Origin of the sequence: Proteus sp. G2674, from assembly GCF_009915195.1 — a bacterium.
GTDB classification, from domain to species: domain Bacteria; phylum Pseudomonadota; class Gammaproteobacteria; order Enterobacterales; family Enterobacteriaceae; genus Proteus; species Proteus mirabilis.
Genome location: NZ_JAABLS010000010.1, coordinates 136,408 through 162,967, shown reverse-complemented (window position 1 = coordinate 162,967; position 26,560 = coordinate 136,408). Strand labels below are relative to the sequence as shown.

22 protein-coding genes and 3 tRNA genes are annotated in these 26,560 nt (G+C 41.6%); 20 read left to right on the top strand and 5 right to left on the bottom strand.

All coding sequences use genetic code 11. The features are described 5' to 3' along the window. Positions 1-241: 241 nt before the first annotated feature. From mscM to rsgA, 3 genes are all read right to left on the bottom strand, one after another. A complete protein-coding gene (gene mscM / locus GWI58_RS03225; protein WP_004249643.1) occupies positions 242-3,577 on the bottom strand; it encodes a miniconductance mechanosensitive channel MscM in 3,336 nt (1,111 codons plus the stop codon). Between the two features lie 22 nt (positions 3,578-3,599). Further along, positions 3,600-4,511, bottom strand: a complete 912-nt coding sequence (gene asd / locus GWI58_RS03220) for an archaetidylserine decarboxylase (RefSeq protein WP_161768894.1) — start codon at positions 4,509-4,511, stop codon at positions 3,600-3,602. A gap of 88 nt (positions 4,512-4,599) precedes the next feature. Further along, positions 4,600-5,658: a small ribosomal subunit biogenesis GTPase RsgA gene (rsgA, locus tag GWI58_RS03215; protein ID WP_004246308.1), complete on the bottom strand. Its 1,059-nt coding sequence runs from the start codon at positions 5,656-5,658 to the stop codon at positions 4,600-4,602. A gap of 115 nt (positions 5,659-5,773) precedes the next feature. Here rsgA and orn point away from each other — a divergent pair, with 115 nt between their 5' ends. The 4 genes from orn (at position 5,774) to GWI58_RS03195 (ending at position 6,786) form a co-directional block, all read left to right on the top strand. Further along, complete coding sequence (orn, locus tag GWI58_RS03210) at positions 5,774-6,319, top strand: oligoribonuclease (protein WP_004253041.1); 546 nt, start codon at positions 5,774-5,776, stop codon at positions 6,317-6,319. A 167-nt stretch (positions 6,320-6,486) separates the two neighbouring features. Beyond that, positions 6,487-6,562: transfer RNA gene (locus tag GWI58_RS03205), tRNA-Gly, on the top strand. A gap of 32 nt (positions 6,563-6,594) precedes the next feature. Further along, a tRNA-Gly gene (locus tag GWI58_RS03200) sits at positions 6,595-6,670 on the top strand. A gap of 40 nt (positions 6,671-6,710) precedes the next feature. After that, positions 6,711-6,786, top strand: a tRNA-Gly gene (locus tag GWI58_RS03195). An 864-nt stretch (positions 6,787-7,650) separates the two neighbouring features. Here GWI58_RS03195 and queG read toward each other — a convergent pair. Next, positions 7,651-8,805 (bottom strand): tRNA epoxyqueuosine(34) reductase QueG, encoded by a 1,155-nt coding sequence (gene queG / locus GWI58_RS03190; RefSeq protein WP_108717154.1) that lies wholly within the window; start codon positions 8,803-8,805, stop codon positions 7,651-7,653. 221 nt (positions 8,806-9,026) lie between these two features. Here queG and tsaE point away from each other — a divergent pair, with 221 nt between their 5' ends. The 16 genes from tsaE to rplI all read left to right on the top strand — a co-directional run bounded on the left by tsaE (position 9,027) and on the right by rplI (position 25,502). Then, the gene (gene tsaE / locus GWI58_RS03185) at positions 9,027-9,494 is read left to right on the top strand and encodes a tRNA (adenosine(37)-N6)-threonylcarbamoyltransferase complex ATPase subunit type 1 TsaE (protein WP_004249636.1); all 468 of its coding nucleotides are present in this window, start codon (positions 9,027-9,029) and stop codon (positions 9,492-9,494) included. A 13-nt stretch (positions 9,495-9,507) separates the two neighbouring features. After that, complete coding sequence (locus tag GWI58_RS03180; protein WP_161768893.1) at positions 9,508-10,824, top strand: N-acetylmuramoyl-L-alanine amidase; 1,317 nt, start codon at positions 9,508-9,510, stop codon at positions 10,822-10,824. A gap of 21 nt (positions 10,825-10,845) precedes the next feature. Next, positions 10,846-12,855 (top strand): DNA mismatch repair endonuclease MutL, encoded by a 2,010-nt coding sequence (gene mutL / locus GWI58_RS03175; protein WP_161768892.1) that lies wholly within the window; start codon positions 10,846-10,848, stop codon positions 12,853-12,855. Then, a complete protein-coding gene (gene miaA, locus GWI58_RS03170) occupies positions 12,824-13,765 on the top strand; it encodes a tRNA (adenosine(37)-N6)-dimethylallyltransferase MiaA (RefSeq protein WP_004246293.1) in 942 nt (313 codons plus the stop codon). The genes mutL and miaA overlap by 32 nt, the downstream gene beginning before the upstream one ends. Before the next feature lie 109 nt (positions 13,766-13,874). Further along, positions 13,875-14,165 (top strand): RNA chaperone Hfq, encoded by a 291-nt coding sequence (hfq, locus tag GWI58_RS03165; RefSeq protein ID WP_004246291.1) that lies wholly within the window; start codon positions 13,875-13,877, stop codon positions 14,163-14,165. 93 nt (positions 14,166-14,258) lie between these two features. Next, positions 14,259-15,542, top strand: coding sequence for a ribosome rescue GTPase HflX (gene hflX / locus GWI58_RS03160; RefSeq protein WP_004246290.1), 1,284 nt, complete (start codon positions 14,259-14,261; stop codon positions 15,540-15,542). Between the two features lie 92 nt (positions 15,543-15,634). Then, complete coding sequence (gene hflK / locus GWI58_RS03155; protein ID WP_094959725.1) at positions 15,635-16,909, top strand: FtsH protease activity modulator HflK; 1,275 nt, start codon at positions 15,635-15,637, stop codon at positions 16,907-16,909. A gap of 2 nt (positions 16,910-16,911) precedes the next feature. Beyond that, positions 16,912-17,916 (top strand): protease modulator HflC, encoded by a 1,005-nt coding sequence (gene hflC / locus GWI58_RS03150; RefSeq protein ID WP_094959724.1) that lies wholly within the window; start codon positions 16,912-16,914, stop codon positions 17,914-17,916. Positions 17,917-18,367: 451 nt separating this feature from the next. Then, a complete protein-coding gene (locus tag GWI58_RS03145) occupies positions 18,368-19,666 on the top strand; it encodes an adenylosuccinate synthase (RefSeq protein WP_004249629.1) in 1,299 nt (432 codons plus the stop codon). 425 nt (positions 19,667-20,091) lie between these two features. Continuing rightward, on the top strand, positions 20,092-20,520 hold the full coding sequence (gene nsrR, locus GWI58_RS03140) for a nitric oxide-sensing transcriptional repressor NsrR (RefSeq protein ID WP_004249627.1): 429 nt from the start codon (positions 20,092-20,094) through the stop codon (positions 20,518-20,520). A 38-nt stretch (positions 20,521-20,558) separates the two neighbouring features. Further along, on the top strand, positions 20,559-23,048 hold the full coding sequence (gene rnr, locus GWI58_RS03135; RefSeq protein WP_161768891.1) for a ribonuclease R: 2,490 nt from the start codon (positions 20,559-20,561) through the stop codon (positions 23,046-23,048). A gap of 115 nt (positions 23,049-23,163) precedes the next feature. After that, a complete protein-coding gene (gene rlmB, locus GWI58_RS03130) occupies positions 23,164-23,895 on the top strand; it encodes a 23S rRNA (guanosine(2251)-2'-O)-methyltransferase RlmB (protein ID WP_170827695.1) in 732 nt (243 codons plus the stop codon). Between the two features lie 160 nt (positions 23,896-24,055). After that, a complete protein-coding gene (gene rpsF / locus GWI58_RS03125; protein ID WP_004246283.1) occupies positions 24,056-24,451 on the top strand; it encodes a 30S ribosomal protein S6 in 396 nt (131 codons plus the stop codon). Between the two features lie 8 nt (positions 24,452-24,459). Continuing rightward, a complete protein-coding gene (priB, locus tag GWI58_RS03120; protein ID WP_004246282.1) occupies positions 24,460-24,777 on the top strand; it encodes a primosomal replication protein N in 318 nt (105 codons plus the stop codon). Positions 24,778-24,781: 4 nt separating this feature from the next. Further along, a complete protein-coding gene (gene rpsR, locus GWI58_RS03115) occupies positions 24,782-25,009 on the top strand; it encodes a 30S ribosomal protein S18 (protein WP_000135199.1) in 228 nt (75 codons plus the stop codon). Between the two features lie 43 nt (positions 25,010-25,052). Continuing rightward, positions 25,053-25,502 (top strand): 50S ribosomal protein L9, encoded by a 450-nt coding sequence (gene rplI, locus GWI58_RS03110; RefSeq protein ID WP_004246281.1) that lies wholly within the window; start codon positions 25,053-25,055, stop codon positions 25,500-25,502. Positions 25,503-25,600: 98 nt separating this feature from the next. Here rplI and GWI58_RS03105 read toward each other — a convergent pair whose 3' ends face one another. Further along, a complete protein-coding gene (locus tag GWI58_RS03105; protein WP_161768890.1) occupies positions 25,601-26,260 on the bottom strand; it encodes a LysM-like peptidoglycan-binding domain-containing protein in 660 nt (219 codons plus the stop codon). Positions 26,261-26,560 lie beyond the last annotated feature (300 nt).

Genomic DNA, 26,560 nt, shown 5'->3' with positions numbered 1-26,560 from the left:
TTATTAAACAAAAAAGTGAAAAAAAAGTTATTAATAGTGATAGGTAAACGGAGTGTGCATATCTATTGTGGTGTGACATGCGTCATACCAACAGAATAGCTGTTTATAACTGGCTGTTTGCATTGAATGCTAGGCGCATAACAGTGGTAAGAAGAGAGGTAACAAGAAGCAAAAATGCCACTATTTTGGTTTTTTCATTTAAATTAGTGGCATTTTTATTCAAAGTAATAGATGTAATTGACTACAATCCGCCTACTTCTCTCGGTGTTGCACGCATTGAAGTACTAATGGTATTACCCACCATATCTACCCGTGCTTGGAACGGCGGGAATGGTAATGGAATGCCATGCTCTGCAAAGGCTAGCAGAATATTTTGATGGATCTCATGTCTGGCTGGCATTCTATGTCCCATTTCTGCGGCATAAACACGTAACTCGAAGATTTGGATCCCTTGTTGTAGGTCAACCAAGTAAACCTCAGGAGCGGGGTTGTCTAAAATCATGGTAGAGCGTTTAGAGGCTTCTAATAAAACATTGGTCACTTGTTCACTATTGCAATCAGCTGGCGCAGGGATGGTCATTACGATACGTGTAATAGAGTCTGATAATGACCAGTTAATAAATTGCTCTGTAATAAATGCTTTATTAGGCACAATGATCTCTTTTCTATCCCAATCGGTGAGCGTGGTGGCTCGCGTATTGATTTTAGAAATATTCCCAGTCAAGTTACGGATAGTAACGGTATCACCAATACGGATTGGCTTTTCAAACAAGATCATTAACCCTGAGATAATGTTGGCAAAAATTTCTTGTAAGCCAAAACCAAGACCTACCCCCATAGCCGCAATTAACCATTGTAGTTTTGACCACTCAATACCTAATAATGAGAAACCAACAATACTGCCTATTAGGGTGATGCTGTATTTCGTTAAAGTGGTAATGGCATAACCTGTACCAGGTGTTAGATCTAAGTGTTGTAAAATTGCCAGTTCAAGCAGTGCTGGCAGGTTTCTTACCAATTGTGCCGTGATAATAATCACTAATATAGCGACTAAGATAGACCCCATGGTAATGGGCTGGATAGTATTGACGCCATTAACGGAGGAAGTCACATCCCATAGTCGGATATTATCGACAAAAGAGAAGGCTGTATTGAGCTCTGACCAGAGTAAAATCATGGACACGAGTGCAATCATGGTCAGAATAGAACGTACTAGACCAATAGATTGTGCACTAATCGCATCAAGGTCAATGGCTTGATCTTCCAACTCTAAGTTAGCGGTACTCTCACCACTGCTGCCAACAATGGTATTCTCATCTTCCCCTTTAGCTCGTTGAGCTAAAATTTCTGCCCGTTTTTGTTTGGCTCGTTCAAAGGCAAGCTTACGACGTTGGATCAGCATCCATCGTTGAATAATATGATAAATAATCAGCAAGGCAAACCAAATCGCCACAGACATCTCTAAGCGACCCAGTAATACGATGGAGGTTGAGAGATAGCCTAAGATAGCCGCGAGGGCTGCAAGAACAGGGGCAACAAGTAAGAACCACCATAAAATGGTATTTATCACATTATCACCAGAGCCATGTTTATCTAAGTAAAGCGGCACATGTGCCTTTTTTAGGCTTGAGGTAATAAAACTTAAAGCAATGCACAATAATAAAAAGCAAAAACGCCCAACCGTTGGCGCAAATTCTCTGTCACTATAGTATTCAAAGGTGATAAGCGACATCATTAATGGCACAATGACGAAGATCGATAGTTGATAAAAGCGCATCGCTTTTTTCACACGACTCTCTTTCCATTTAAATTGCGCGATAAATAACCCATTAGGGCGAGCAAAGGTAGCACTTATCATAAATAGCCATAGCACAGGGGCTGCTGCAGTTACACCATAACCAATCGCTCCCGCCATGGGATAACGCCATTCGACACTTTGTAAACCATATCCTACGGCAGACCATAATAGCGGTAGTGGTAAGGCGATTAATATTGACCAAAATACGGTACGCACCGTTAATGAGAAATGATCTTGAGTGACTTTACCAATGCGATTACTGACTCTTTCAAGAAACGCATTGTAATGCTTACGGGTACGAAGACTAAAACCGACAATAGATAGGGTGACCAGTAGATAGATAAAGGTATCTTGGTTTTTGAGCATGTTAACCGCAGCATGCCCTAATTGTGAGAAAGTATCTAATGAGAGTAGGCGAGTAATATCTTTAATTAATAAAACCGGATAATTGAGTTTTATTGGGCTGATATCGGCCACCCAGAACATATAGCGGTTTGTGGCATCTTTTGTCTCTTTTAAGGCATCCGCAAGTTGTGTTGTGGCTACTTTAAGCTTGGTCAGCTCTAGGATTTGGGAGTCATAACCGGATAAAAGAGAATTGAGTAACTCTTGGCGCGCTTGAATGAGGGAGTCAAAAATATATTGCTGAGCTTCTGGTAGCTTTGAGCCATCGGCAGTTTCAGGAGGCTGGATTTTGCCTAGGTTTTCTAGCATCTCTTCATAGCCTAATCGCTCAACACGTAACTGAACGATATCCCTATCCAGCTCTTGAGAGCGAGGCATTTCAGGTAAGCGAGCCAATTGTGTTCTTAATGCTTCACCTAATGCCGTAGAGCCACTTAACCATTGTGCTTGCTCTCGAATGGTTGTGAGTGTCTGTCTTACTTGTTGGGTTTGTTGTGTTGTTAGACGCTGTTTTTCGGTTAACTCACTCATTTCTTGCGTCTGTTTATTGAGGATCTGAGAAAGTTGACGGTTAGTCTCGATTTGCTTAGTCAGAAACTCGGGGAGTTCGCCCCCTTGCTCGGCGAGCATTTCTGTCTTTTCTAAAGCGAGATCTGCCACTTCTTGGCGCTTAATATTCAGTAAACTACGCAATTGTTGCAGTTGTACGTCAAGTCGTTGATAACGTTTTTTAAATAGCTCTAAGCGCAGTCGAGTAATTTCTTGACGATTATTAGCAGAAAGTTGCGCCATTTCCAGCTCATTAACCATCGCTTTTCGTGCTGTGACTTCAGCTTGGGTTAATTTATTTTGTGCTTCTGCTAGTGGGGTGTTTGATGCCCCTATTGCCGCTAAACGTGCCGTTGCATCACTTAGTAAACGACGAGCTTCTGAAAGTTGCTGAGGGAGTAAATTGAGTGATTCGCTGATTTCACGGCTTTTATCTTGCTCTTGTTGTTGTAGCCGAGCTTGTTCCATCAGTTGGCTACTCACTTGAATGATTTTTTGCTCAAGCTCAGGAATGGTAATTTTTTCTGGAATTGTTGGAACCGAGTGACTCTCTTCGAGTAATTTAGCCCTTAGCTCTTGAGTGATCTGCGGATATTCATCAATAGTCTTTTGATAATTATCCGCATTAACTTGAGCTTTTTCACCATCATTTATCCAATTGATGGTGCCTTGTAGCGCCTGAACAGTTTCAATATCTTGAGGGTTAGTACTGCCTTCAAGTTGTTTGATATCTTGACGTAATTTATCAACATCCGCAGCAAACACCGAAGTATTGAATGAGATAGTCAGAAAAAAGCTAAAAAGTAGACTGATTATCAGGCGCACAAGGTTTACTCCGAATTACGAATTATTCATTAATGGTATTATTATCGCAGGCCTTATGATCAGTGCCTGTGGCATTAATGATAGAGCCTAGTAGTTCTCCCATTAATGTTACAGAGCCGTTCATCAGATCTTTATTTAATTGAACACTATTTTCAGGGAAGAGGTTAATAACGGTCGAGCCTAATTTAAAGCGTCCCATCTCTTCACCTTTTTTCAGAAATATAGCGCCAACTTTATCCGCTTGAGGATAAGTCCAACGTTTAATAATACCTTCACGTGGTGGTGTTACCATGCCACACCAGACCGTTTCAATACTTCCTACAATGGTCGCTCCAACAAGAATTTGTATCATGGGACCAAATTGGGTGTCAAAAAGGCAAATAATACGTTCATTACGAGCAAATAAGTTAGGAACATTTGCCGCAGTTAAAGGATTAACAGAAAAGAGATCGCCGGGGACATAAATCATCTCTTTTAATAACCCATCGCAAGGCATATGAACACGGTGGTAATCCCGTGGTGAAAGATAGGTTGTAATAAATTGTCCATGGCGGAACTGGTCGGCCAAGGTAAAATTACCTGCTAGCAACGCTTCAAGGGTGTAAGAGTGCCCTTTGGCTTGTAAAATTTGATCGTCTTGGATCTGACCAAGCTGACTGACAGCGCCATCTGCGGGGAGAGCCAGTTGGTTATCTCCTTCAACAATAGGGCGAGCGCCATCTTTTAATGCACGAATAAAAAACTCATTAAATGTTGCATAAGCCTGAAATTGGCTCTCTTTCGCTTCATTCATATCAACTTTATATGTGCGAGCAAACATTTTGATAGCAAATTGAGTAACGCTACCTGCTTTTTTATTGGCAAACCAACCAGCTAGCTGTGTTAGCCATAATTTAGGCAATAGATACTGTAGTTTAATTTTTAGCTTGTCCAAAATGGCAACCTCTGGGATCGAACGATAAAAAATCGACAAAAGGGGTCTATTGTACCCACCCTTAATAGGGTTGTCAGTGAATCTATGCTTAAGAGTCTAAATTAATATTTTTACGCACTTTCACCTGACTCATACTTTCTAAAATACGATGATAGTTTTCAAATCGGGTTGGTGCGATTTCACCTTTATCTACGGCTTCGGTGATCAAGCAACCCGGATCGTCATTATGCTTACAATCACGGAATTTACAGCCTCCTAAGAAAGGTCGAAACTCAATAAAACCTTTGGTCACTTGCTCAGGTGTTAAATGCCACAAACCAAATTCACGTACCCCCGGTGAATCAATAACATCGCCTCCTAGAGGAAAATGGTAAAGGCGCGATGCGGTGGTGGTATGTTGTCCAAGCCCTGAGTTGTCAGAGACTTGATTGACCAGAATACTTTCTTCCATTGGTGGTAAGAGAGTATTGAGAAGGCTCGATTTACCCACACCTGACTGGCCAGCAAAAATAGAGATGCGGCCAATTAATGCTTGAGTTAATGCTTCTAATCCTTCTTTGGTATAGCTTGAGACTTCAAGCACTCGATAACCAATATCTTTATAAATTTGCATCCACTCACTTACCATCGCTCGGCTTTCTGCATCTAACATATCGACTTTATTCAATACAATAAGGGGTTCGATATTTAAGGTTTCACAAGCCACTAAGTAGCGGTCGATAATATTAAGTGAAAGCTCAGGTAAAATGGCTGAAACAATAATAATTTGATCGATATTAGCGGCAATAGGTTTAATACCATCATAATAATCTGGGCGAGTAAGTACAGAAGTACGCTCATGAACAGCTTCTACAATGCCATTGACGCGCACATTTTCTTGGGTTTGTAATGCAGGGCGCCACACCACTCTATCGCCTGTGACTAGGGATGAAATAGTACGGCGAATATTACAACGGGTAATGGAGCCATCTGCAGCTTCAATATCTGCATGTTGCCCAAAGCGACTGATAACGAGGCCTTCGGTCGCTTCGCCTAATTGTGTATCGTCTAATTCAACGTGATTTTTTTTCTCTTTGCTTTGCAAACGCTTTTTATGATTTTCTTGTACTCGGCGTTGCTGGCCTTTAGATAATTTACGTTTTGTCACCGATCCTCACTTGTGTTATTCGGTTAGATGTTCTTTTGTCGTGCTTATTGAGTAAACGCGCTATGATAAAGGTTAAAATATCATGTCTCACTCTAAGAAACAGCTAGGATATATTATGTCAAAAAGCGAGAACAATCTTATCTGGATAGATCTGGAAATGACCGGCCTTGATCCTGAACGCGATCGTATTATTGAAATTGCCACTATCGTCACCGATCCCCAACTTAATATTTTAGCTGAAGGTCCCGTTATTGCCGTACATCAATCGGATAAATTACTCGCCTCGATGGATGAATGGAATACTACAACACATACGGCAAGTGGTTTAGTTCAGCGGGTTAAAGAGAGTCAGTATGATGATGCAGCTGCACAACAAGCCACTATCGAATTCCTTGAAAAATGGGTGCCACAGGGTGCATCACCGATCTGTGGTAATAGTGTGGGGCAAGATAGACGTTTTTTATTTCGCTATATGCCTGAATTAGAAAAATATTTTCATTATCGTTATCTCGATGTCAGTACACTAAAAGAGTTAGCTCGTCGCTGGAAACCTGAAATCCTTGAAGGATTTAAGAAAAAAAATACTCATCAAGCGTTGGATGATATTCGAGAATCTATTGCTGAATTAGCCTATTATCGCCAAACCTTTATTAAAGAGTAGAAATTAGCGGATTGATGGCTGATATTGCATCATTGTGACGATTTTATCGTCATGCAATCAAAAAAACGCATTTTTTTACTGATAAGGGCTTGCGGTTAAGCATTTTTCTCGTATAATGCGCTTCCCGTACCGATGAAGAATTTCGTTTGTACGGGTGTAAGAAAGACGCGGGAATAGCTCAGTTGGTAGAGCACAACCTTGCCAAGGTTGGGGTCGCGAGTTCGAGTCTCGTTTCCCGCTCCAATCTTTCTTCGATAGTTATCAGTATTAGCGACGCGGGAATAGCTCAGTTGGTAGAGCACAACCTTGCCAAGGTTGGGGTCGCGAGTTCGAGTCTCGTTTCCCGCTCCAAATCTTTCTTCGATAATTATCAGCACAAAACTTACCAAATGCGGGAATAGCTCAGTTGGTAGAGCACAACCTTGCCAAGGTTGGGGTCGCGAGTTCGAGTCTCGTTTCCCGCTCCAAATCTTCTTCCAAAGACTTCAATAAACTCAGTAAATTCTTATAAATCAAAGCGTTTGTCGTAATAGCATTAGCTAAGCTGTTTTTAGAAGTCGGCCTGTCTCTCTATGATAAGAATATACAGTAAGATATTTTTACCCTAAAAGTCACAAGGACATAACTATGGACAGGAAATAGCAATACTTGTATAAAATATAACCAAAAAATCTTTATTTTCTCTCTCACTTTTTAAAAATGAGTCTACACTGTGGTAGGTGCAGATCAGCGATTGTAGCTAATACACTTAAAGCGAGTGACCCATTGCAGTGCAGAAAAAGGGAAATCGATAACAGCAAGAAAGATCAAGCTATTTTTTTGTGATCTATCTTTGATCTTTGCTTGCATTTCTATTTAGCCAGCACTAGAATGTGCGCCTTTCCTCGTTTAGGGGGGAGCTAAACCTCAGATCAATTTTTGTTGTTTAGGTTTTTATTCTGTTAAATATACTTTGAAGAGTATTTTTTATGAAGAAAAGTATTTTTATGACTTTTCTTTGGAAAAAAGAGCCCGAGTTCCACTTATCTTAATATTCTTATCGAAATAAATTATCCACAATAAGATGCTCATAATCCTTGCATCTAGCACTAATTTATTTTTTTACTGCACAGAGTTATCCACAGGCTGCTATCATTGAGTCATTAGCATATTATGCTAGTGGGTTAAATATTGCTTTTATCTATCCACTTGATAAGTAAGTTTATTTTTATTTTTTTTAATTTGTGCCACACTTCGCTTGAATTTTTTCTTCATATTGATAGACAAAGAGTTTTTATTTTATTCACAGGTGAAATTATCTCATCTTATGAGTATGCGTATCATGTTAAAAACTAAGCATCACGAGGTAGGCCCTTAGTTATTGCCCTTACTAGACGTTTTTGTTGTGAAGTCTGTATTTTTAGTGTTTTTTCTTCTCTTTTGGCTTTCTGTTGGGCGATAGCCCAGTGCAAATGTTCATCTAAAACCTCCCCTAAACCAAAGCGCTCTTGCAAGGCCAGTACAATTTTGTCCTGATAAGGGGCATTGCCTAACGCAACACTAATATTTCTTAGCCAACGTAAATAGCCAATTCGTCGGATCGGTGAACCTTCTGTAATACGCAGGAATTTTTCTTCACTCCATTGGAATAGATCCAGCAATTCTGGTGTATGTAAGGTACGGCGCGGAGAAAAATCATCTTCCTCTGTGAGCGAAGAAAAACGATTCCATGGGCAAATTAATTGGCAATCATCACAACCATAGATACGATTGCCCATCAAAGGGCGAAATTCTTCAGGAATAGCGCCTTCAAGTTCAATCGTTAGGTAAGAAATACAGCGACGAGCATCAATGGTGTAAGGCTCTACGATGGCGCCTGTTGGGCAAGTGGTCATGCAAGCTACACATTTACCGCATTGCTCTTCAACGGGAGAATCAATAGGCAAAGGTAAATTAATTAATAATTCACCGAGAAAAAACCAAGAGCCAGCCTGATTATTGATAACAAGTGAGTGTTTACCAACCCACCCAAGACCAGCTTTCACGGCCAATGGTCGTTCCATTATCGGCGCTGAATCAACAAAAGGGCGAAAATTAACAATACCTTGATATTCAAACTGTTGGCAATATTGCGTAATTTTTTCACCTAATTTTTTAAGGCGTTGTCTTAATACTTTGTGATAATCTCTACCCAATGCATAACGGCTAATATAGCCTTGCTCTGGATTATTAAGGGTACGAGCAAAAGCGGCATCTGTTGGCAAATAGTTCATTCTGACGCTGATCACACGCAATGTGCCCGGCACCAATTCATGGGGTCTTGCTCGAGTCATGCCATATTTAGCCATCCATGCCATTTCACCATGATACTGTTTATCTAACCAAGCTTGTAAACGAGGCTCTTCGAGCGATAAATCAGTATCGCAAATTCCTGTTTGTTGGAATCCTAATTCAGTTCCCCAACGTTTTATATTTTGAGCAAGGTGATGAAGATCGAGTGATGACATGAGCAACCGAAATAATAGCTAATAGGTGAGTCCTAAGAGTGCGCAGTGTATCATAGTGCAACGATAGGAAAAATCCTCGTAAGAAATAGATTTATGGTATGGTTATTTGAAATTGATTCTGATAATAATTTACTTTAAGTGAATATAAAAATGGTCTGTTTGCATGTGCTCTAACATGCTATTAACTAAGTCGTTATTACCTAACAATAGATTGTATGAATATGAAAGAATGGGTTGTTACATTAGAAGATGAAGCTGCAACAGTAAAACTAGGGCATTCAGTCGCAATGGCGACAAATAACCAAGGGCTTATTATTTATTTATTTGGTGATCTAGGGGCCGGGAAAACCACCTTTAGCCGCGGATTTTTACAAGCTTTAGGTCATCAAGGTCATGTTAAAAGTCCGACATATACCTTGGTAGAGCCTTATATGCTGACACCACGCCCAGTCTATCATTTCGATCTTTATCGCTTAGCTTCAGCGGAAGAGTTAGAATTTATGGGGATACGTGACTATTTTGCACAAGATCCACTGTGTCTCATTGAATGGCCTTCTCAAGGGGAAGGGTTTATACCTAATGCGGATTTAGAGCTTCATTTAAGCTATGAAAATGAAGGTCGTAAAGCCCATTTTATTGCCCTTTCACAGAGAGGGAATGCTGTTTTATCCCGTATTCAGTCTGCATAAAGGAATATTGATTATGTCGAGTCTCATCACTATTGTGAGCCAATGTCAGCGTTATATTGCCACCTTTTTGTTGGTTGTTCTGTCACTTTTTGTGGTGCAAATAGCACAAGCCGCTACGGTAACAGAAGTGAAGGCCGAAAATGGGGATGTGGCTACAACACTTACATTTTCGTTTAGTGGTGGGAAACCAAGCTATAGATATTATTTACTGAAAAATCCAGATAGGTTAGTGATGGATTTTAAGCAAGGTAGCCAAATAACGGGTTTACCTGTGACATTAAATCGTCAGCAATTAGCACAGAAAATTCGCAAGACACAATCAAAAGATAGCCAATATCAAAGTATGGTGGTAGAGCTTGCCAAACCAGTCGTGGTGACGGAGCGCTTGTTAAATAGCAATGGTGAATATAAGTTAGTACTTACTATAAAACCTATTAATGCTCGACAAAATAACAATACATCAACGACGGTCAGTGTAGTGGCGTTATCAGCAAACAAAGCCACAAATACGGTGGCTAATCAACAGATGGCGCCTTTGGTGAGTACACCTAAGCAACCTGTTACACCTGTAGTACCGGTAAAGCCTCGCACAACCTCGAATAAGCCAGCGTCGAGCGATCGGCAAATAATTATTGCGATTGACGCAGGGCATGGTGGTCAAGATCCCGGCGCTATTGGGCAAAAAGGTAATCGTGAAAAAGATGTTACCTTAAGAGTGGCAAAAAAATTAGAAGCGATTTTGCGTAATGATCCTATGTTCAAACCGGTTTTAACCCGCAATGGCGACTATTTTATTTCTGTTGCTGGACGCTCTGAAGTGGCCCGTAAGCAAGGTGCCAATATGTTAGTGTCTATTCATGCCGACTCTGCACCTAATCGCAGTGCGCGCGGGGCATCTGTTTGGGTATTGTCAAATCGTCGCGCGAATAGTGAATTAGGTAAATGGCTTGAACAAAGCGAAAAACAATCAGAGCTTCTCGGTGGCGCCGGTGATGCACTCGCAGAAGGGGTTGATCCCTATTTAAGCCAAGCAGTATTAGATTTACAATTTGGTAATTCACAGCGTGTAGGCTATGACGTTGCGGTAGCGGTGTTATCTGAACTTAGAAAAGTAGGATCATTACATAAAAAAACACCAGAGCACGCCAGCTTAGGGGTTTTACGTTCACCTGATATTCCGTCTATTTTAGTCGAAACAGGTTTTATTAGTCATGCCGCTGAGGAACAATTGCTGATTTCAGATGCTTACCAAGAGAAATTAGCCGCTTCAATCTATGCCGGATTAAAAAATTACTTTCTCGCTCATCCCTTACAGAATGGGCCAAAATAAAGATAAACGTGGGATAAGGTAATGGCGATTAATTTATTACCTCCTCAGTTAGCAAATCAGATTGCAGCAGGGGAAGTCGTTGAAAGACCCGCTTCTGTTGTTAAAGAGTTACTTGAAAACAGCTTAGACGCGGGTGCGACAACAATTGATATCGATATCGATAAAGGTGGCGCTAAGCTAATTCGTATCCGCGATAATGGATGCGGCATTTCTCGTGATGATTTGAAGTTAGCACTTGCTCGCCATGCAACAAGCAAAATATCGACACTGGATGATCTTGAAGTCATTATGAGCATGGGGTTTCGTGGTGAAGCCTTAGCCAGTATCAGCTCTGTATCACGTTTAACCTTAACATCTCGTACTGCATCTCAAGAGGAGGCTTGGCAAGCCTACGCCGAAGGGCGTGATATGACAGTGGCAGTCAAGCCAGCAGCACATCCGGTGGGGAGCACAGTTGAAGTGCTCGATCTTTTTTATAACACTCCTGCAAGACGTAAATTTTTACGTACCGAAAAAACAGAGTTTGGTCATATAGATGAAGTAGTACGTCGTATAGCCTTATCCCGCTTTGATGTGTCAATTAATTTAACCCACAACGGTAAGCGGGTGCGTCAATATCGCGCTGCGAAAGAAACTCATCAGCATCATCGTCGTTTAAGTGCTATCTGTGGTAATCATTTTGTTGATCAAGCAATGCAACTGACGTGGGAGCATGGTGATCTGGCAATAAAAGGCTGGGTAGAGCATCCTTTAGCTCCAGTGCAAAGCAGTGAAATACAGTACTGTTATGTCAATGGGCGCATGATGCGCGATAGATTGATTAACCATGCTATTCGTCAAGCATATGAAGGTTATTTGCAAGGTGAGCAGCAACCTTCTTATGTGCTTTATTTAACCGTCGACCCTCATCAAGTGGATGTCAATGTGCATCCTGCCAAACATGAAGTGCGTTTTCACGAATCGCGCTTAGTACACGATTTTATCTATCAAGCTGTCTTGAGTGTGTTAAGGCAGGTTACAGAAGATACGTTATCTTTAGATGAAGAGGATAATGGGGCTTTAACTGCCACAACATTTCCTGAAAATCGCCAAGTTGCGGGAGAAAATGTTTTTTCGCAGCCTTATCAAGCACCAGTAATCTCATCTACGCAAAAAAAGAGCACGGGAGCTTACCAAGGAAGTGCAGGAAAAGGGTTAACAGATACGCAAAAGAGTCCCCAAAAAACGCTAGATACACGTCAGTTTGGTGAGAGTTATCAACGTACGCAAGGCATGCTTTATCAAAAAATGATGCAAGAAAGTGCGAGCGATGTTGAAAATAAAGAAAAAATACCCCTATTTCCCCCTCGTCCCCCATTGAATTTAGTTGATGTTGGTCATACAACTAATAACAATGAAACAAATGTAATTTCAGTGGTGCCTCGTTCTGTTAATGCCAGCGCAGCGCAAACAGATTATACTTTTGGCCGGGTATTGGCGATTTATCAGCAGAAATATGCGTTAATTGAATCTTCGCAAGGTCTAGGGCTGTTAGCATTGGAAGAAGCTGATTTTCTGTTAAAATGTGCCCAGTTATTGCCAGAAAATGAAAATCTGAAACCCCAACCTTTGCTAGTGCCTTTAAAAGTCACACTCAGTAAAGATGAAATTAATACATTTAAGCAGTTTCAGGCGTTAATCAGTGATTTTGGGATTGTTATCGACATCTCTCATGGTAAAGCGACGATCCACGCGGTCTCGTTGCCTTTGCGACAGCAAAATTTACCTGTATTACTGACAAAGCTATTAGCTTATTTGGCAACAGAAAAATTATGCTCTAAACAACAAATTGGGCATTGGTTAGCAAAACAGTTAAGTCATGAGTCGGGTGTTTGGTCACAGGCTCAGGCAGTAGGATTATTGGCTGATATTGAACGATTATGTCCACAATATGTCAGACAGCCGTCCAAAAACTTATTACAATTAATAGAATTACAACCTGTGGTAGCGGCACTGAATAATGAGCGAAGTAAAAACGCAAATAAAACCTAAAGCAATCTTTCTGATGGGGCCAACAGCCTCTGGTAAAACCGCATTAGCCATTGCGCTAAGACAAAAACTGCCCGTTGATCTTATTAGTGTTGATTCTGCTCTTATTTATCGTGGTATGGATATTGGTACTGCGAAACCGGATGAGACAGAGCAGTCGCTTGCACCACATCGTTTAATTGATATTCTAGATCCCGCATTACCTTATTCTGCCGCAGACTTTCGTAAAGATGCGTTAAAAGCAATGGAAGAAATTACGGCTGCAGGACGAATTCCACTATTAGTGGGCGGGACTATGCTATATTTTAAAGCGTTATTAGAAGGCTTATCGCCTTTGCCCAGTGCTAATCCAGAAATTCGTGCTGAAATCGAAAAAAAAGCAGCCGAACAAGGGTGGGAGGCAATTCATCAAGAGCTAGCATCCGTCGATCCCGTTGCGGCCAAACGGATCCATCCTAATGATCCTCAACGCCTTTCTCGTGCACTGGAAGTTTACCTGATTTCAGGTAAATCGATGACAGAATTAACTCAAATATCAGGCGAAGCATTGCCTTATGATGTTTATCAGTTTGCGATTGCTCCGAAAGATAGAAATGTACTTCATCAACGCATTGAAGCACGTTTTAAACAGATGTTAACGTGTGGCTTTGAAGATGAAGTAAAATCATTATACCAACGGGGCGATCTGCATGAAGATTTACCTTCTATACGTTGTGTCGGCTATCGCCAGATGTGGTCATATTTATCCGGCGAAATCGACTATGATGAGATGGTTTATCGAGGGATCTGCGCTACCCGGCAATTAGCGAAGCGACAAATCACTTGGTTAAGAGGTTGGCATGATGTTCATTGGTTAGATAGTGAAGATTTTGAACAGTCTCTTAACACTGTTTTGCAGGTAGTTAGTGCATAGATGGTAGGTTTGTGTAAAATTGATAGTTGCTAAAGTGCAATTTTTGAGTAGTTCATTTTTTCGAACCATTAGGTTCTAGTATAAAACAACAAAATAAGGAAAACATAGAATGGCTAAGGGGCAATCTTTGCAAGATCCTTTTCTGAACGCATTACGTCGTGAAAGGGTCCCTGTTTCAATCTATTTGGTAAACGGCATTAAATTACAGGGTCAGATCGAATCTTTTGACCAATTTGTTATTCTGCTGAAAAACACTGTTAGTCAGATGGTATACAAACATGCTATCTCTACCGTAGTACCTTCTCGTCCTGTTTCTCATCATAGCAATACAGGTACCAACCAAGCGGGTACAAACTACAGTGGCGGTAACGCGACTCAGCAGGATGATGTTGCAGAATAATTATCAAATATTATTCTTAATATAATAAAAACATAGGTAGGGAGACTTTACCTATGTTTTTCCTGTTTTTATAAAGTCCATGAGGTTTCGCCTTTGTTTGATCGTTATGAAGGTGGCGAATTAGCCGTTTTAGTGCACGTTTTCTTTTCGCAAGAAAAGGATATTGATGACTTGCAAGAGTTTGAATCTTTGGTGACATCTGCCGGTGTAAAACCAGTTCAAATTATTACAGGGAGCCGTAGAGCGCCTCACTCCAAATATTATGTGGGAGAAGGTAAAGCGGAAGAAATCGCAGAAGCAGTAAAAGCGAGTGGTGCAGATGTGGTGCTATTTAATCACGCACTCTCACCGGCACAAGAACGAAATCTGGAAAGACTTTGTGAATGTCGTGTGGTTGATCGCACGGGAGTTATCCTTGATATTTTTGCTCAACGAGCAAGAACGCATGAAGGAAAGCTACAGGTAGAACTCGCTCAGTTACGTCATTTATCAACCCGTTTAGTTCGAGGGTGGACACACTTAGAACGACAAAAAGGGGGGATTGGATTACGTGGCCCTGGCGAAACACAGCTTGAAACAGACCGACGTTTGCTCAGAGGTAAAATTAGTCAAATTCTAATGCGTCTAGGCAAAGTTGAACGTCAGCGTGAACAAGGACGACAAGCGCGAAGTAAAGCTGATATTCCAACGTTATCTTTGGTGGGTTACACCAATGCGGGTAAGTCGAGTTTATTCAATCGTATAACCTGTGCTGATGTGTATGCTGCTGATCAGCTGTTTGCGACACTGGATCCTACCTTAAGACGAATTCAGGTCGATGATGTTGGTACCGTGGTGTTAGCTGATACGGTTGGTTTTATCCGACATCTACCTCATGATCTGGTGGCGGCATTTAAGGCAACGCTACAAGAAACACGTGAAGCGACATTGCTTCTTCATGTTATTGATGCCGCTGATAGCCGTTTTGAAGAGAACATTCATGCAGTTGAAAATGTATTAGAAGAGATTGATGCTCACGAGATACCGACACTGTATGTGATGAATAAAATTGATCTTCTTGAGGACTTCACCCCAAGAATTGATCGAAATGAAGATAATTTACCTGTTAGGGTTTGGGTTTCTGCACAAACAGGTGAAGGTATTCCTCTGTTATATCAGGCGTTGACAGAGCGCCTTTCAGGTGAGATCGCACACGTTGAATTGCGTTTACCGCCAGAAGAAGCAGGGCGATTACGTAGCCGTTTTTATCAATTACAGGCTATTGAGCGTGAATGGATTGAAAAAGACGGTAAAGTTGGGCTAATCACCCGAATGCCTATGGTAGACTGGCATCGACTTTGCAAGCAGGAGCCTACTTTATTGGATTACGTGGTCTGATAATTGGCCATACTAAAGAACATTAACTGAGAGCTGGCGATGAAATCGGCTCTTAAGCCTGATAAATCTAATCATAATAATGGAGCTAGAACATGGCGTGGAATCAGCCCGGTAACAACGGACAAGACCGCGACCCGTGGGGGAACCGAAACGGCGGTAATAATAACGGCGACGGGAACTCTAACGGTAATCAAGGAGGTCGGGATCGTAAAGCATCAGATCTCGATGATTTGTTCCGGAAACTGAGTGCAAAACTTGGCGGTTTCGGTGGTAAAAAAGGAGGAAACTCCTCTTCTGGGCAGAATGGCGGACCTCGTGGTAATGCTGGAAACGTATTAGTTTCTCTTGCATTAGGTGCAGTGGTTGTCGTTTGGGCTGCCAGTGGTTTTTATACCATTAAAGAAGCCGAACAAGGTGTTGTGACTCGTTTCGGTAAATTTTACCAAATCGTCGAGCCTGGTTTAAACTGGAAACCGACTTTCATTGATGAAGTTCAGCCTGTCAACGTGAAAACTATCCGTGATTTAACTACGGGTGGCATGATGTTGACATCAGATGAAAACATGGTTCAAGTTGAGATAAACGTTCAATATGTTGTCTCAGATCCAGAAGCATTTCTCTTTAATGTCACAACGCCAATGAACAGCCTAGGACAAGCGACAGACAGTGCCGTCCGTGGTGTCATTGGTCGTTCAGAAATGGAAAAGATCCTGACATCGAACCGCTCAGAAATTCGTGATCAAACCCGTCAAGAATTAGAAGAGACGATCCGCCCTTATAAAATGGGGATCTCCATTGTGGACGTCAACTTCCAAGTCGCTCGCCCACCAGAAGCGGTCAAAGCGGCATTCGATGACGTAATTGCGGCACGAGAAGAAGAGCAGAAAACCATTCGTCAGGCTGAGGCTTATAAAAACGAAGTGTTACCATTAGCAAAAGGTAACGCACAACGTATGATTGAAGAAGCAACTGCTTATAAAACGAGTGTGGTGATGAAAGCAGAAGGTGAGGTGGCGAGTTTCGCCAAAATCTTACCTGAATATCGCGCAGCACCGGAAATTACTCGTGAGCGTCTGTATATTGAAACAATGGAAAAAGTGTTGTCGAAAACACGTAAAGTCATTGCCAATGACAAAGGTAACAGTATGTTGGTTCTGCCTTTAGAGCAAATGTTACGCCAACAACCAAAAGCGCCAACGTCAGTTAATAGTGTCACAGAGGCACCTGCGCGTATTTCAACCCCTACGCCAAGTACCCACACAACACCTACTCAGAAACCAGCAACAACTTATGGTAACGGTGGATATGGTAGCAATAATAGTGGTGGTTATGGTCAGCCTTATGGCTCTAATCAAGGAGGACAATAATCATGCGTAAAGTTATCGCTGTTGTTGCAGTTATTATTTTAGCGTTGTTGTACTCCTCAGTATTTGTCGTGCAACAATATGAACGCGGTATTATTTTACGTTTCTCGAAAGTGGTACGTGATGCTGAAAACAAACCGGTCGTTTATGAACCAGGTATTCACTTTAAAATTCCATTTATTGAGAATGTGAAAAAACTGGATGCGCGTATCCAAACGATGAATATCCAGCAAGATCGCTTCTTATCAGGTGAGAACAAAGACTTGTTAGTTGACTCTTATCTGAAATGGCGTATCAGTGATTTTAGTACTTACTACCTAGCTACTGGTGGTGGTAATACGATGCAAGCAGAAACCTTATTGCGTCGTAAATTTAGTGACCGTTTACGCTCTGAAATTGGTCGTATGAGTGTAAACCAAATTATCACTGATTCACGTGGTCGTTTAACCATTGATGTGCGTAATGCGTTGAATGAAGGTACACCTTCTCGCGATAAAAGTGATGCAGATGATGCTATTGCTATTGCTGCGAAGAAAGTGGCAGAAGAGACCAAAGGTAAAGCCCCTGCTATCAATATGAACAGTATGGCGGCATTAGGTATTGAAGTGATTGATGTTCGTATCAAACAAATCAACTTACCAATGGAAGTTTCTGAAGCCATTTATCAACGTATGCGTGCAGAGCGTGAAGCGGTTGCTCGTCGTCACCGTTCACAAGGTCAAGAAGAAGCGGTGAAAATCCGTGCTGCAGCAGATAAAACAGTGACAGAAACCTTAGCTGAATCGGAGCGTGAATCGTTACGTATTCGAGGTGAAGGGGATGCGCAAGCAACTAAACTATTTGCTGATGCATTCAGTCAAGATCCTGACTTCTATGCGTTTATCCGTAGCTTACGTGCTTATGAGAATAGCTTTAATAAAGACGGTAATGACGTCATGGTGTTAAGTCCAGATAGCGATTTCTTACGCTATATGAAAGCACCAACTAAAGCGAGAGCGATTGAAGAGTAATCGTCATCGTTCAACAAAATAAATAATCATCCCCTAAGATAAAACTTAGGGGATTTTTTTAGCTTTTAATCAAGTAGATAGAATTAAAACAAATAAAGAAAATCGTTTTTTATTATTGAATGAAACGAAAAATCGCTCGCAACCATTTCCAAATTGCCTTTAGCTGAGATAGTATAAAGTGAAAATTGCATTTCAAGATAAACCTTCGGCAATCCCGAGGCGTCTTCTTAGCCATTTTCACTTTTATGTCACTCTGCTTCCTGTTTTTGCGATCAAAACTGTTGATAAAAATCACAAGTATCTTGTGATGTGGTTTTTTCGGGCAAAAATATTGACAATGGCAAGATAATCTATTGCTTAAAAGCGGGGATGACATAATTAGATAAAATCTACTGTAACTCTTGAATTGAGATGGTAGAATCCTTTTTTAAGCAACCGAGTGTATTTTGAAATGAGTAATAACGTTGTCGTATTAGGCACCCAATGGGGTGACGAAGGCAAAGGCAAGATCGTCGACTTGCTGACAGAACGTGCTAAGTATGTTGTTCGTTACCAAGGCGGACATAACGCAGGTCACACCCTAGTCATTGACGGTGAAAAAACCGTTCTCCACTTAATCCCATCAGGCATTCTTCGTGAAAATGTTGTCAGCATCATCGCAAACGGTGTCGTATTATCGCCAGAAGCATTGATGAAAGAAATGACACAGCTCGAAGAGCGTGGTATTCCTGTTCGTTCACGTCTACTGCTGTCAGAAGCTTGCCCATTAATTCTGCCTTATCACATTGCATTAGATAACGCCCGTGAAAAAGCACGTGGTGAGAAAGCGATTGGTACTACGGGTCGTGGTATTGGTCCTGCTTATGAAGATAAAGTCGCACGCCGTGGTTTACGTGTTGGTGATCTATTTGATAAAAAAGCATTCGCTCAGAAGCTTAAAGAGATCATCGAATACCATAATTTCCAACTGGTTAATTATTACAAAGTTGAGCCTGTTGATTACCAAAAAACCTTAGACGATATCATGGCGATCGCTGATATCTTAACTGGGATGGTTGTTGACGTTTCTGACTTACTTTACAAAGCAACACAAAAAGGTGAGTTAGTGATGTTTGAAGGGGCGCAAGGTACTCTATTAGATATCGATCACGGTACTTATCCGTATGTCACCTCTTCAAATACCACCGCAGGTGGTGTTGCAACAGGTTCCGGCTTAGGTCCTCGTTATGTTGGTTATGTATTAGGTATCATTAAAGCCTATTCTACCCGTGTTGGTGCAGGTCCATTCCCTACAGAATTATTTGACGAAACGGGCGATTTCCTGCGTGAAAAAGGCCAAGAGTTCGGTGCAACAACAGGTCGTAGTCGCCGTACTGGTTGGTTAGATATTATTGCTATCCGCCGTGCTGTTCAAATCAACTCATTGTCAGGCTTCTGCATGACCAAACTTGATGTCTTAGATGGTCTGAAAGAAGTTAAAGTGTGTGTAGGTTATCGCTTACCAAATGGCGAAGTGATTGAAACTACACCATTAGCAGCAGATGATTGGGAAGGTATTGAGCCTATTTATGAATCTATGCCTGGCTGGAACGAAAGCACTTTCGGCGTAAAAGATAAAGCACAGTTACCACAAGCCGCGTTAAATTATATTAAACGCGTTGAAGAGTTAACTGGTGTGCCTGTTGATATCGTTTCTACAGGTCCAGATCGTTCAGAAACGATTATTCTCCGTCATCCATTTGATGCATAATTTATTGTATTAATTGGTTTGATGTGAAAATCGTCCCTGAAAATGACAGGGGCGATTTTTTCGCATCTGTAACAAAGCCGAACTGAGCCACTATGTTGATTAGCAATAAAACGAGAAACAGTTTCCCGCTCGGTTGCGTTTTTGTTTTAGGGCTATGGTCAGAAGTGAAATAAGATAACGTTATTTTGTTGTCAACTAAGAGAAGCGATCTGTTGAAAAGCGACAGGATCGCTTTTTCTTTGCCTGTGATATCGCTATTATTTTAATGGTTGTGGTGAGTAAGCCTAAAAGCGCGGACTTTTGAGTATATCTTTGCTAAATGTCCAAAAATTAAACATAATATTGCTTAATAAAATGATATTCTCATTACTCATTATTTATCCTTTAACTTCTTTAACTGGGAGTTTTACTTTTCAGAGGTCATTGTGCAATTAACCAGTTTTACAGATTATGGATTGCGGGCATTGATATATATGGCTTCATTGCCAGAAGGCAAAATGACGAGCATCACCGAAGTGACGCAGGTCTATGGTGTGTCACGTAATCATATGGTTAAGATTATTAATCAGCTAAGTCATATGGGATTTGTCGAAGCGATACGTGGAAAAAATGGTGGTATACGCTTAGGTAAACCTGCCGCTGATATTATTGTCGGCGAGGTCGTTCGTGCTTTAGAGCCGCTTTCACTGGTTAACTGTAGTGCTGAGTTTTGTCATATCACCCCAGCTTGTCGATTAAAACTTGTATTAAATCAAGCGATAGAACAGTTTTTGAAAGAGCTAGACCGTCATACACTGGCTGAATTGGTAGAAAACAACAGCCCCTTATATAAATTGTTATTAGAAGATGTTTGAGTCGACAATTTCATCATTCTGATAGCTTGGAGGTCATAATGTCCAAAGATCCTTTTCAGGATAGAGAAGCCGAAAAATACGCCTCTCCAATTGCTAGTCGTGAATTTATTTTAGAAGAAATGAAGAAACGCCCGGCCCCGATGAGCCGTGAAGATATCGCGCAGGCATTGAAAATTTCAGGTGAAGAAAATCTGGAAGCATTACGTCGTCGTTTACGGGCTATGGAACGAGATGGTCAGTTAGTTTTTACTCGACGTCAGTGTTATGCCTTACCTGAACGCCTCGATCTTTGGAAAGGTAAAGTTATCGGTCACCGTGACGGCTATGGTTTTTTACGTGCGGAAGGCCAAAAGGATGATCTCTATCTTTCACAAGATGAAATGAAAAAAACCATGCATGGTGATGTGATTTTAGCGCAACCCCTAGGCATGGATAGAAAAGGGCGTCGAGAAGGTCGCGTCGTTCGTGTTCTTGAACCCAGAAACAGCCAAATTGTTGGGCGCTATTTTATTGAGTCAGGTATGGGATTTGTGGTACCTGACGATAGCCGTTTAAGTTTTGATATTCTTATCCCTAAAGAAGATATCATGGGCGCACGTATGGGGAATGTGGTGGTGGTTGAAGTTACCACAAGACCAACACGGCGTACTCAAGCGGTAGGACGCATTGTTGAAATTTTAGGTGAAACTATGGGGACGGGAATTGCGGTAGAAATTGCACTACGCACCCATGAAATTCCTCATACTTGGCCACCTAAAGTAGAAAAAGAAATCGCTGATTTAAAAGAAGATGTGCCAGAGTCAGCGAAACAAGGCCGCGTTGATTTGCGTGATCTCCCTTTAATTACCATTGATGGTGAAGATGCGCGAGACTTTGATGATGCTGTTTATTGCCAGCGTAAAAAAGGCGGGGGCTGGCGTTTATGGGTAGCAATTGCAGATGTGAGCTATTATGTACGCCCTCAAACTGCATTAGACACAGAAGCGCGTAGCCGAGGCAATTCGGTCTATTTCCCATCTCAAGTTGTCCCTATGCTGCCAGAAGTACTGTCGAATGGATTATGTTCATTAAATCCACAAGTCGACCGTTTATGTATGGTTTGTGAAATGACCGTTTCTGAGCAGGGGCGCCTTTCATCTTATAAATTCTATGAAGCCGTAATGAGCTCTCACGCGCGAATGACTTACACCAAAGTATGGAAAATCATTCAAGGTGATGAAGAGTTACGTGAGCACTACCAACCGATCGTAAAAGATATTGAGCACCTTTATGAGCTATATCAAGCTCTCGATAAGGCGCGTGAACAGCGTGGTGCCATTGGTTTTGAATCGGAAGAAGCGAAATTTATTTTCAATGCAGAACGTCGTATCGATCGTATCGAACCGGTTGTACGTAATGATGCACATAAATTAATTGAAGAGTGCATGATTTTAGCCAATATTGCGGCGGCGCGTTTTGTTGAGAAAAATGAAGAGCCTGCGTTATATCGTGTGCATGATAAACCCAAAGAAGAGAGCGTAATGAATTTACGTTCGGTATTTAATGAACTGGGTTTAACATTACCGGGAGGATTAACACCGGAGCCAGGCGATTATGCGCGAGTCATGAAAGAAGTCGAAGAGCGTCCAGATCACGAAATGCTACAAACCATGGTATTGCGCTCCATGAAACAGGCGATTTACGATCCTGAAAATCGAGGTCACTTTGGTTTAGCATTAAAATCTTATGCTCACTTCACTTCCCCCATCCGTCGTTATCCTGACTTAGCATTACATCGCGCTATTAAATACCAGATAGCGAAACAGCAAGGCCATGGCTCACAACGCTGGACCCCAACGGGGGGCTATCATAGTGATATGGATACCATGCTTCAATTAGGGGAGCACTGCTCTTTAACTGAACGTCGGGCGGATGAAGCAACCCGTGATGTGGCTGATTGGCTGAAATGTGATTTCATGCTTGATCAAATTGGTCAGCAATTTACCGGTATTATTACCAGTGTCACTGGTTTCGGTTTCTTTGTGCGCTTAAACGATCTATTTATTGATGGTCTTGTTCATGTATCCACATTAAATAATGATTACTATCAATTTGATAATGTTGGACAACGTTTAATTGGTGAGTCATCAGGTCAGGTATATCGTCTGGGTGATGAAGTTGAAGTGAAAGTTGAAGCGGTCAGTATGGATGAACGTACTATTGACTTCTCATTGATTTCAACAACACGTAAAGCACGTAACCCCGGGAAAACAGCACGTGTTCGTGCGTTAAAAGGGGGAAAAGACAAGAAAAATGCGAGCAGTAGTAAGTCTCGTCGTCGTGATGCCAGCAAAGACAAAAACTTTGAACCTGATAGTGCCTTTAAGAAAGGTAAATCAAGTAAAGAAAAACAGAGTAAAGATAAAGTCATTAAAGAGAAAATTGCGAAGGATAAGGCGAGTACTAAACGTAAAAAAGCCTCTGCACAAACCAAAAAGATAGAGGCGAAATTAAAAGCCAAACGTGCGGCGAAACGCACTAAAGCGTAGTTATACAACGAAGTCATTCACTGTTTGACTCCTATTAAAAAGGCGGATTTTCCGCCTTTTATCTGTTATTGTGCCTTTTATTTTTTAACGAGTAACAACCGCTATGAGCGAAGATATTATTTATGGTATTCACGCAGTAAAAGCACTGCTTGAGCGTGATCCGACACGTTTTAAAGAAGTTTATGTGTTAAAAGGACGCGAAGATCGTCGTTTAATGCCGGTGATCCATGCGCTGGAAGAACAAGGGATCTTAGTTCAAGTTGCTAATCGCCAATGGTTAGATAATCAAACTGAAGGTGCGGTTCACCAAGGGATAATTGCTAAGGTAAAACCTAGTCGTCAGTACCAAGAACAAGATTTACCGGACTTATTAGCTGAAGTAGGTACACCTTTTCTATTAGTGTTAGATGGTGTGACTGATCCACACAACTTAGGGGCATGCTTACGTAGTGCTGATGCGGCTGGTGTTCACGCAGTCATTGTACCAAAAGATCGCTCAGCTCAATTAAATGCCACGGCGAAAAAAGTCGCTTGTGGTGCTGCAGAAAGCGTACCTTTGATCCGTGTAACCAATCTGGCACGTACTTTACGCTTACTACAAGAAGAGAACATCTGGATTGTTGGCACCGCGGGGGAAGCGGATCATACATTATATCAAAGCAAACTCACAGGGCCTTTAGCTTTGGTTATGGGGGCTGAAGGTGAAGGAATGCGCCGTTTAACCCGCGAACATTGTGATGAGTTAATCAGTATTCCTATGGCAGGCTCAGTCTCTTCATTAAATGTCTCCGTGGCAACCGGAGTTTGTTTATTTGAAGCAATGCGTCAGCGTATTTCTGTAAAATAACACTGCGCGTATTTTATTCTCTTCCTCCCTTGAGTTTTATTGCGTGGGGGGGTATAGTTACGCGTCAATTTTTTCAGTCACACTTAAACAAGTTCCTTGCCTCCATGGGTGGTGACTGACCCTGACAGGAGGCTGATAAATCCGTAAGGAGCAATATCAAATGCGTCATTACGAAATCGTTTTTATGGTTCACCCAGACCAGAGCGAACAAGTTCCTGGTATGATCGAACGTTATAAAACCGCTATCACTAATGCTAATGGTCAGATCCACCGTCTCGAAGACTGGGGTCGTCGTCAACTGGCTTATCCAATCAACAAACTGCACAAAGCACACTACGTTCTGATGAACGTTGAAGCTCCGCAAGAAGTGATTGATGAACTGGAAACTACTTTCCGCTTCAATGATGCCGTGCTCCGCAACATGATCATGCGTACTAAACACGCAGTGACTGAAGCTTCACCAATGGTTAAAGCAAAAGACGAACGTCGTCGCGATGTTGCTGAAGATCTTGATGAAGAAGAAGTTGATGATGTAGCAGAGGATTCTGAAGAGTAATTAGTGTTGTGACGGCTAATCGATTAGTGCTAACAGGCACTGTGTGCAAAGCATTGATACGAAAAGTTAGCCCTGCTGGGATCCCGCATTGCCAATTTGTGATTGAGCATCGTTCAACACAAGAAGAAGCGGGATTAAAAAGACAATCATGGTGCAGAATGCCCATTATTGCCAGTGGGAAAGCGTTACAAACTGATACTCACAGTATAACGGTCGGTAGCAAAGTTACCGTTTCAGGATTCATTAGTAGCCATCAGGCGAGAAATGGATTGTTTAAACTGGTATTGCATGCCGAACAGATTGAATTGATAGATTCTGGAGACTAGCCATATGGCACGTTATTTCCGTCGTCGTAAGTTCTGCCGTTTCACAGCGGAAGGCGTACAAGAGATTGATTATAAAGACATCGCTACGCTGAAAAACTATATCACTGAAAGTGGTAAAATTGTACCAAGCCGTATCACCGGTACTCGTGCAAAATACCAGCGTCAGCTGGCTCGTGCTATCAAGCGCGCGCGCTACCTGTCTTTATTACCTTATACTGATCGTCATCAGTAATAGGTATTATATAGTCCATTAATGACTTGTAGAGGATAAGGTAATGCAAATTATTCTGCTTGATAAAGTAGCGAATCTGGGTAGCCTGGGTGATCAGGTTAACGTAAAATCGGGCTATGCTCGTAACTATTTAATCCCACAGGGTAAAGCTGTTTCTGCGACTAAGAAAAACATCGAGTTTTTCGAAGCGCGTCGTGCTGAGTTAGAAGCTAAATTAGCTGAAACTTTAGCAGCAGCTGAAGCTCGTGCAGCGAAAATCACTGCGCTGGGTTCTGTCACTATCAGCTCTAAAGCGGGTGACGAAGGTAAACTGTTTGGTTCAATCGGTACACGTGACATCGCTGATGCAGTAACTGCAGCTGGCGTTGAAATTTGTAAGAGCGAAGTTCGCCTGCCAAACGGCGTTCTGCGTACAACTGGTGACCACGAAGTTCACTTCCAAGTTCACAGTGACGTATTCGCTGAACTGAATGTAATCATCGTTGCTGAATAATCATTAGATTAAACAGTTATGTTGATAGAAAAACGCCAGCTTAGCTGGCGTTTTTTATATAGGTTATTTGCTCTATTTCTCCACACCGCTTGTTGACACTATGGCGTACGATAATAACTACCATCACTTAGCCGAGTGAAGGTAATAACAGTACCGGTATTGTCAGTCACTTCAAGCATACTCACTTCACCTTGTGAACCTCGTTGTAAACGAATGGTTTGTCCGGCGCGTAACTGGCTTAACGGTTTTTGTGGGCCTTCTGATTTCGCCATAGTAAACGCATCATTGACAAGCAACTGATTATCTCTAAATAGTTGTGCAAGGGTTTGCCCCTCTTTAATAGTATAAGTTTGCCAATTATCAGTCGCAGTTGACGGTGCTTGAGGCGTTGTGTTTACTGGCGTATTGTCATTGGTATTATTGGCTTCACCTTCTTCTGGTAAGTCTTCTGTCTCTTGCTCAGCATTTAGACTATCTTGTGCTGGTGGTAGTGTATTAGGGACATTTTGTGTTTCATTTGAGACAGAAGGTGCTACAGGCACAGGAAGATCTTGTGTCGAAGATGAGGGTTGAGGTGGGGTGGTATTTTCACTTGTTGGCCAGAAAAAAACGACTAACAAAATAATGGCAATAACAACGATTGCTCGACGATGTAAGCCTGGGAATTTGCCCATATTCACCTCATGATTGAACTGTGAATCACTATCACTAATTGTAACCTCTTTTTTATTTCTTGTTGCCATACTAGCACGAACCATGATCCTTACCTGCTCCCTGAATTCTTTTCAGAATTATCTCTTTAATTTGATTACGTCCTTGAAGGTGTTACCAAAAGCACCCGATGCTTAATCACCTATAGTTGTGCGATTAAGCGAGACAGAAGAATACTGAGTGTTATTTATTCAACGGCATTATGTGGCGAATGTTTAGCATTTATTTGTTTAATAGACTTACTCTGCTTAATCAAATGTTCTATGTTGCCTCACCCCTTGCAACATGTAGAGATGCCACTATCACTAATAGGTATATAAAAAAAATGATCAAAAAAACTAGCCATT

Coding starts and splice junctions, on each gene's coding strand:
- orn (WP_004253041.1), top strand. CDS start 5,774: ATGTCAAAAAGCGAGAACAATCTTATCTGGATAGATCTGGAAATGACC.
- queG (WP_108717154.1), bottom strand. CDS start 8,805: ATGTCATCACTCGATCTTCATCACCTTGCTCAAAATATAAAACGTTGG.
- tsaE (WP_004249636.1), top strand. CDS start 9,027: ATGAAAGAATGGGTTGTTACATTAGAAGATGAAGCTGCAACAGTAAAA.
- GWI58_RS03180 (WP_161768893.1), top strand. CDS start 9,508: ATGTCGAGTCTCATCACTATTGTGAGCCAATGTCAGCGTTATATTGCC.
- mutL (WP_161768892.1), top strand. CDS start 10,846: ATGGCGATTAATTTATTACCTCCTCAGTTAGCAAATCAGATTGCAGCA.
- miaA (WP_004246293.1), top strand. CDS start 12,824: ATGAGCGAAGTAAAAACGCAAATAAAACCTAAAGCAATCTTTCTGATG.
- hfq (WP_004246291.1), top strand. CDS start 13,875: ATGGCTAAGGGGCAATCTTTGCAAGATCCTTTTCTGAACGCATTACGT.
- hflK (WP_094959725.1), top strand. CDS start 15,635: ATGGCGTGGAATCAGCCCGGTAACAACGGACAAGACCGCGACCCGTGG.
- hflC (WP_094959724.1), top strand. CDS start 16,912: ATGCGTAAAGTTATCGCTGTTGTTGCAGTTATTATTTTAGCGTTGTTG.
- GWI58_RS03145 (WP_004249629.1), top strand. CDS start 18,368: ATGAGTAATAACGTTGTCGTATTAGGCACCCAATGGGGTGACGAAGGC.
- rnr (WP_161768891.1), top strand. CDS start 20,559: ATGTCCAAAGATCCTTTTCAGGATAGAGAAGCCGAAAAATACGCCTCT.
- rpsF (WP_004246283.1), top strand. CDS start 24,056: ATGCGTCATTACGAAATCGTTTTTATGGTTCACCCAGACCAGAGCGAA.
- rpsR (WP_000135199.1), top strand. CDS start 24,782: ATGGCACGTTATTTCCGTCGTCGTAAGTTCTGCCGTTTCACAGCGGAA.
- rplI (WP_004246281.1), top strand. CDS start 25,053: ATGCAAATTATTCTGCTTGATAAAGTAGCGAATCTGGGTAGCCTGGGT.
- GWI58_RS03105 (WP_161768890.1), bottom strand. CDS start 26,260: ATGGTTCGTGCTAGTATGGCAACAAGAAATAAAAAAGAGGTTACAATT.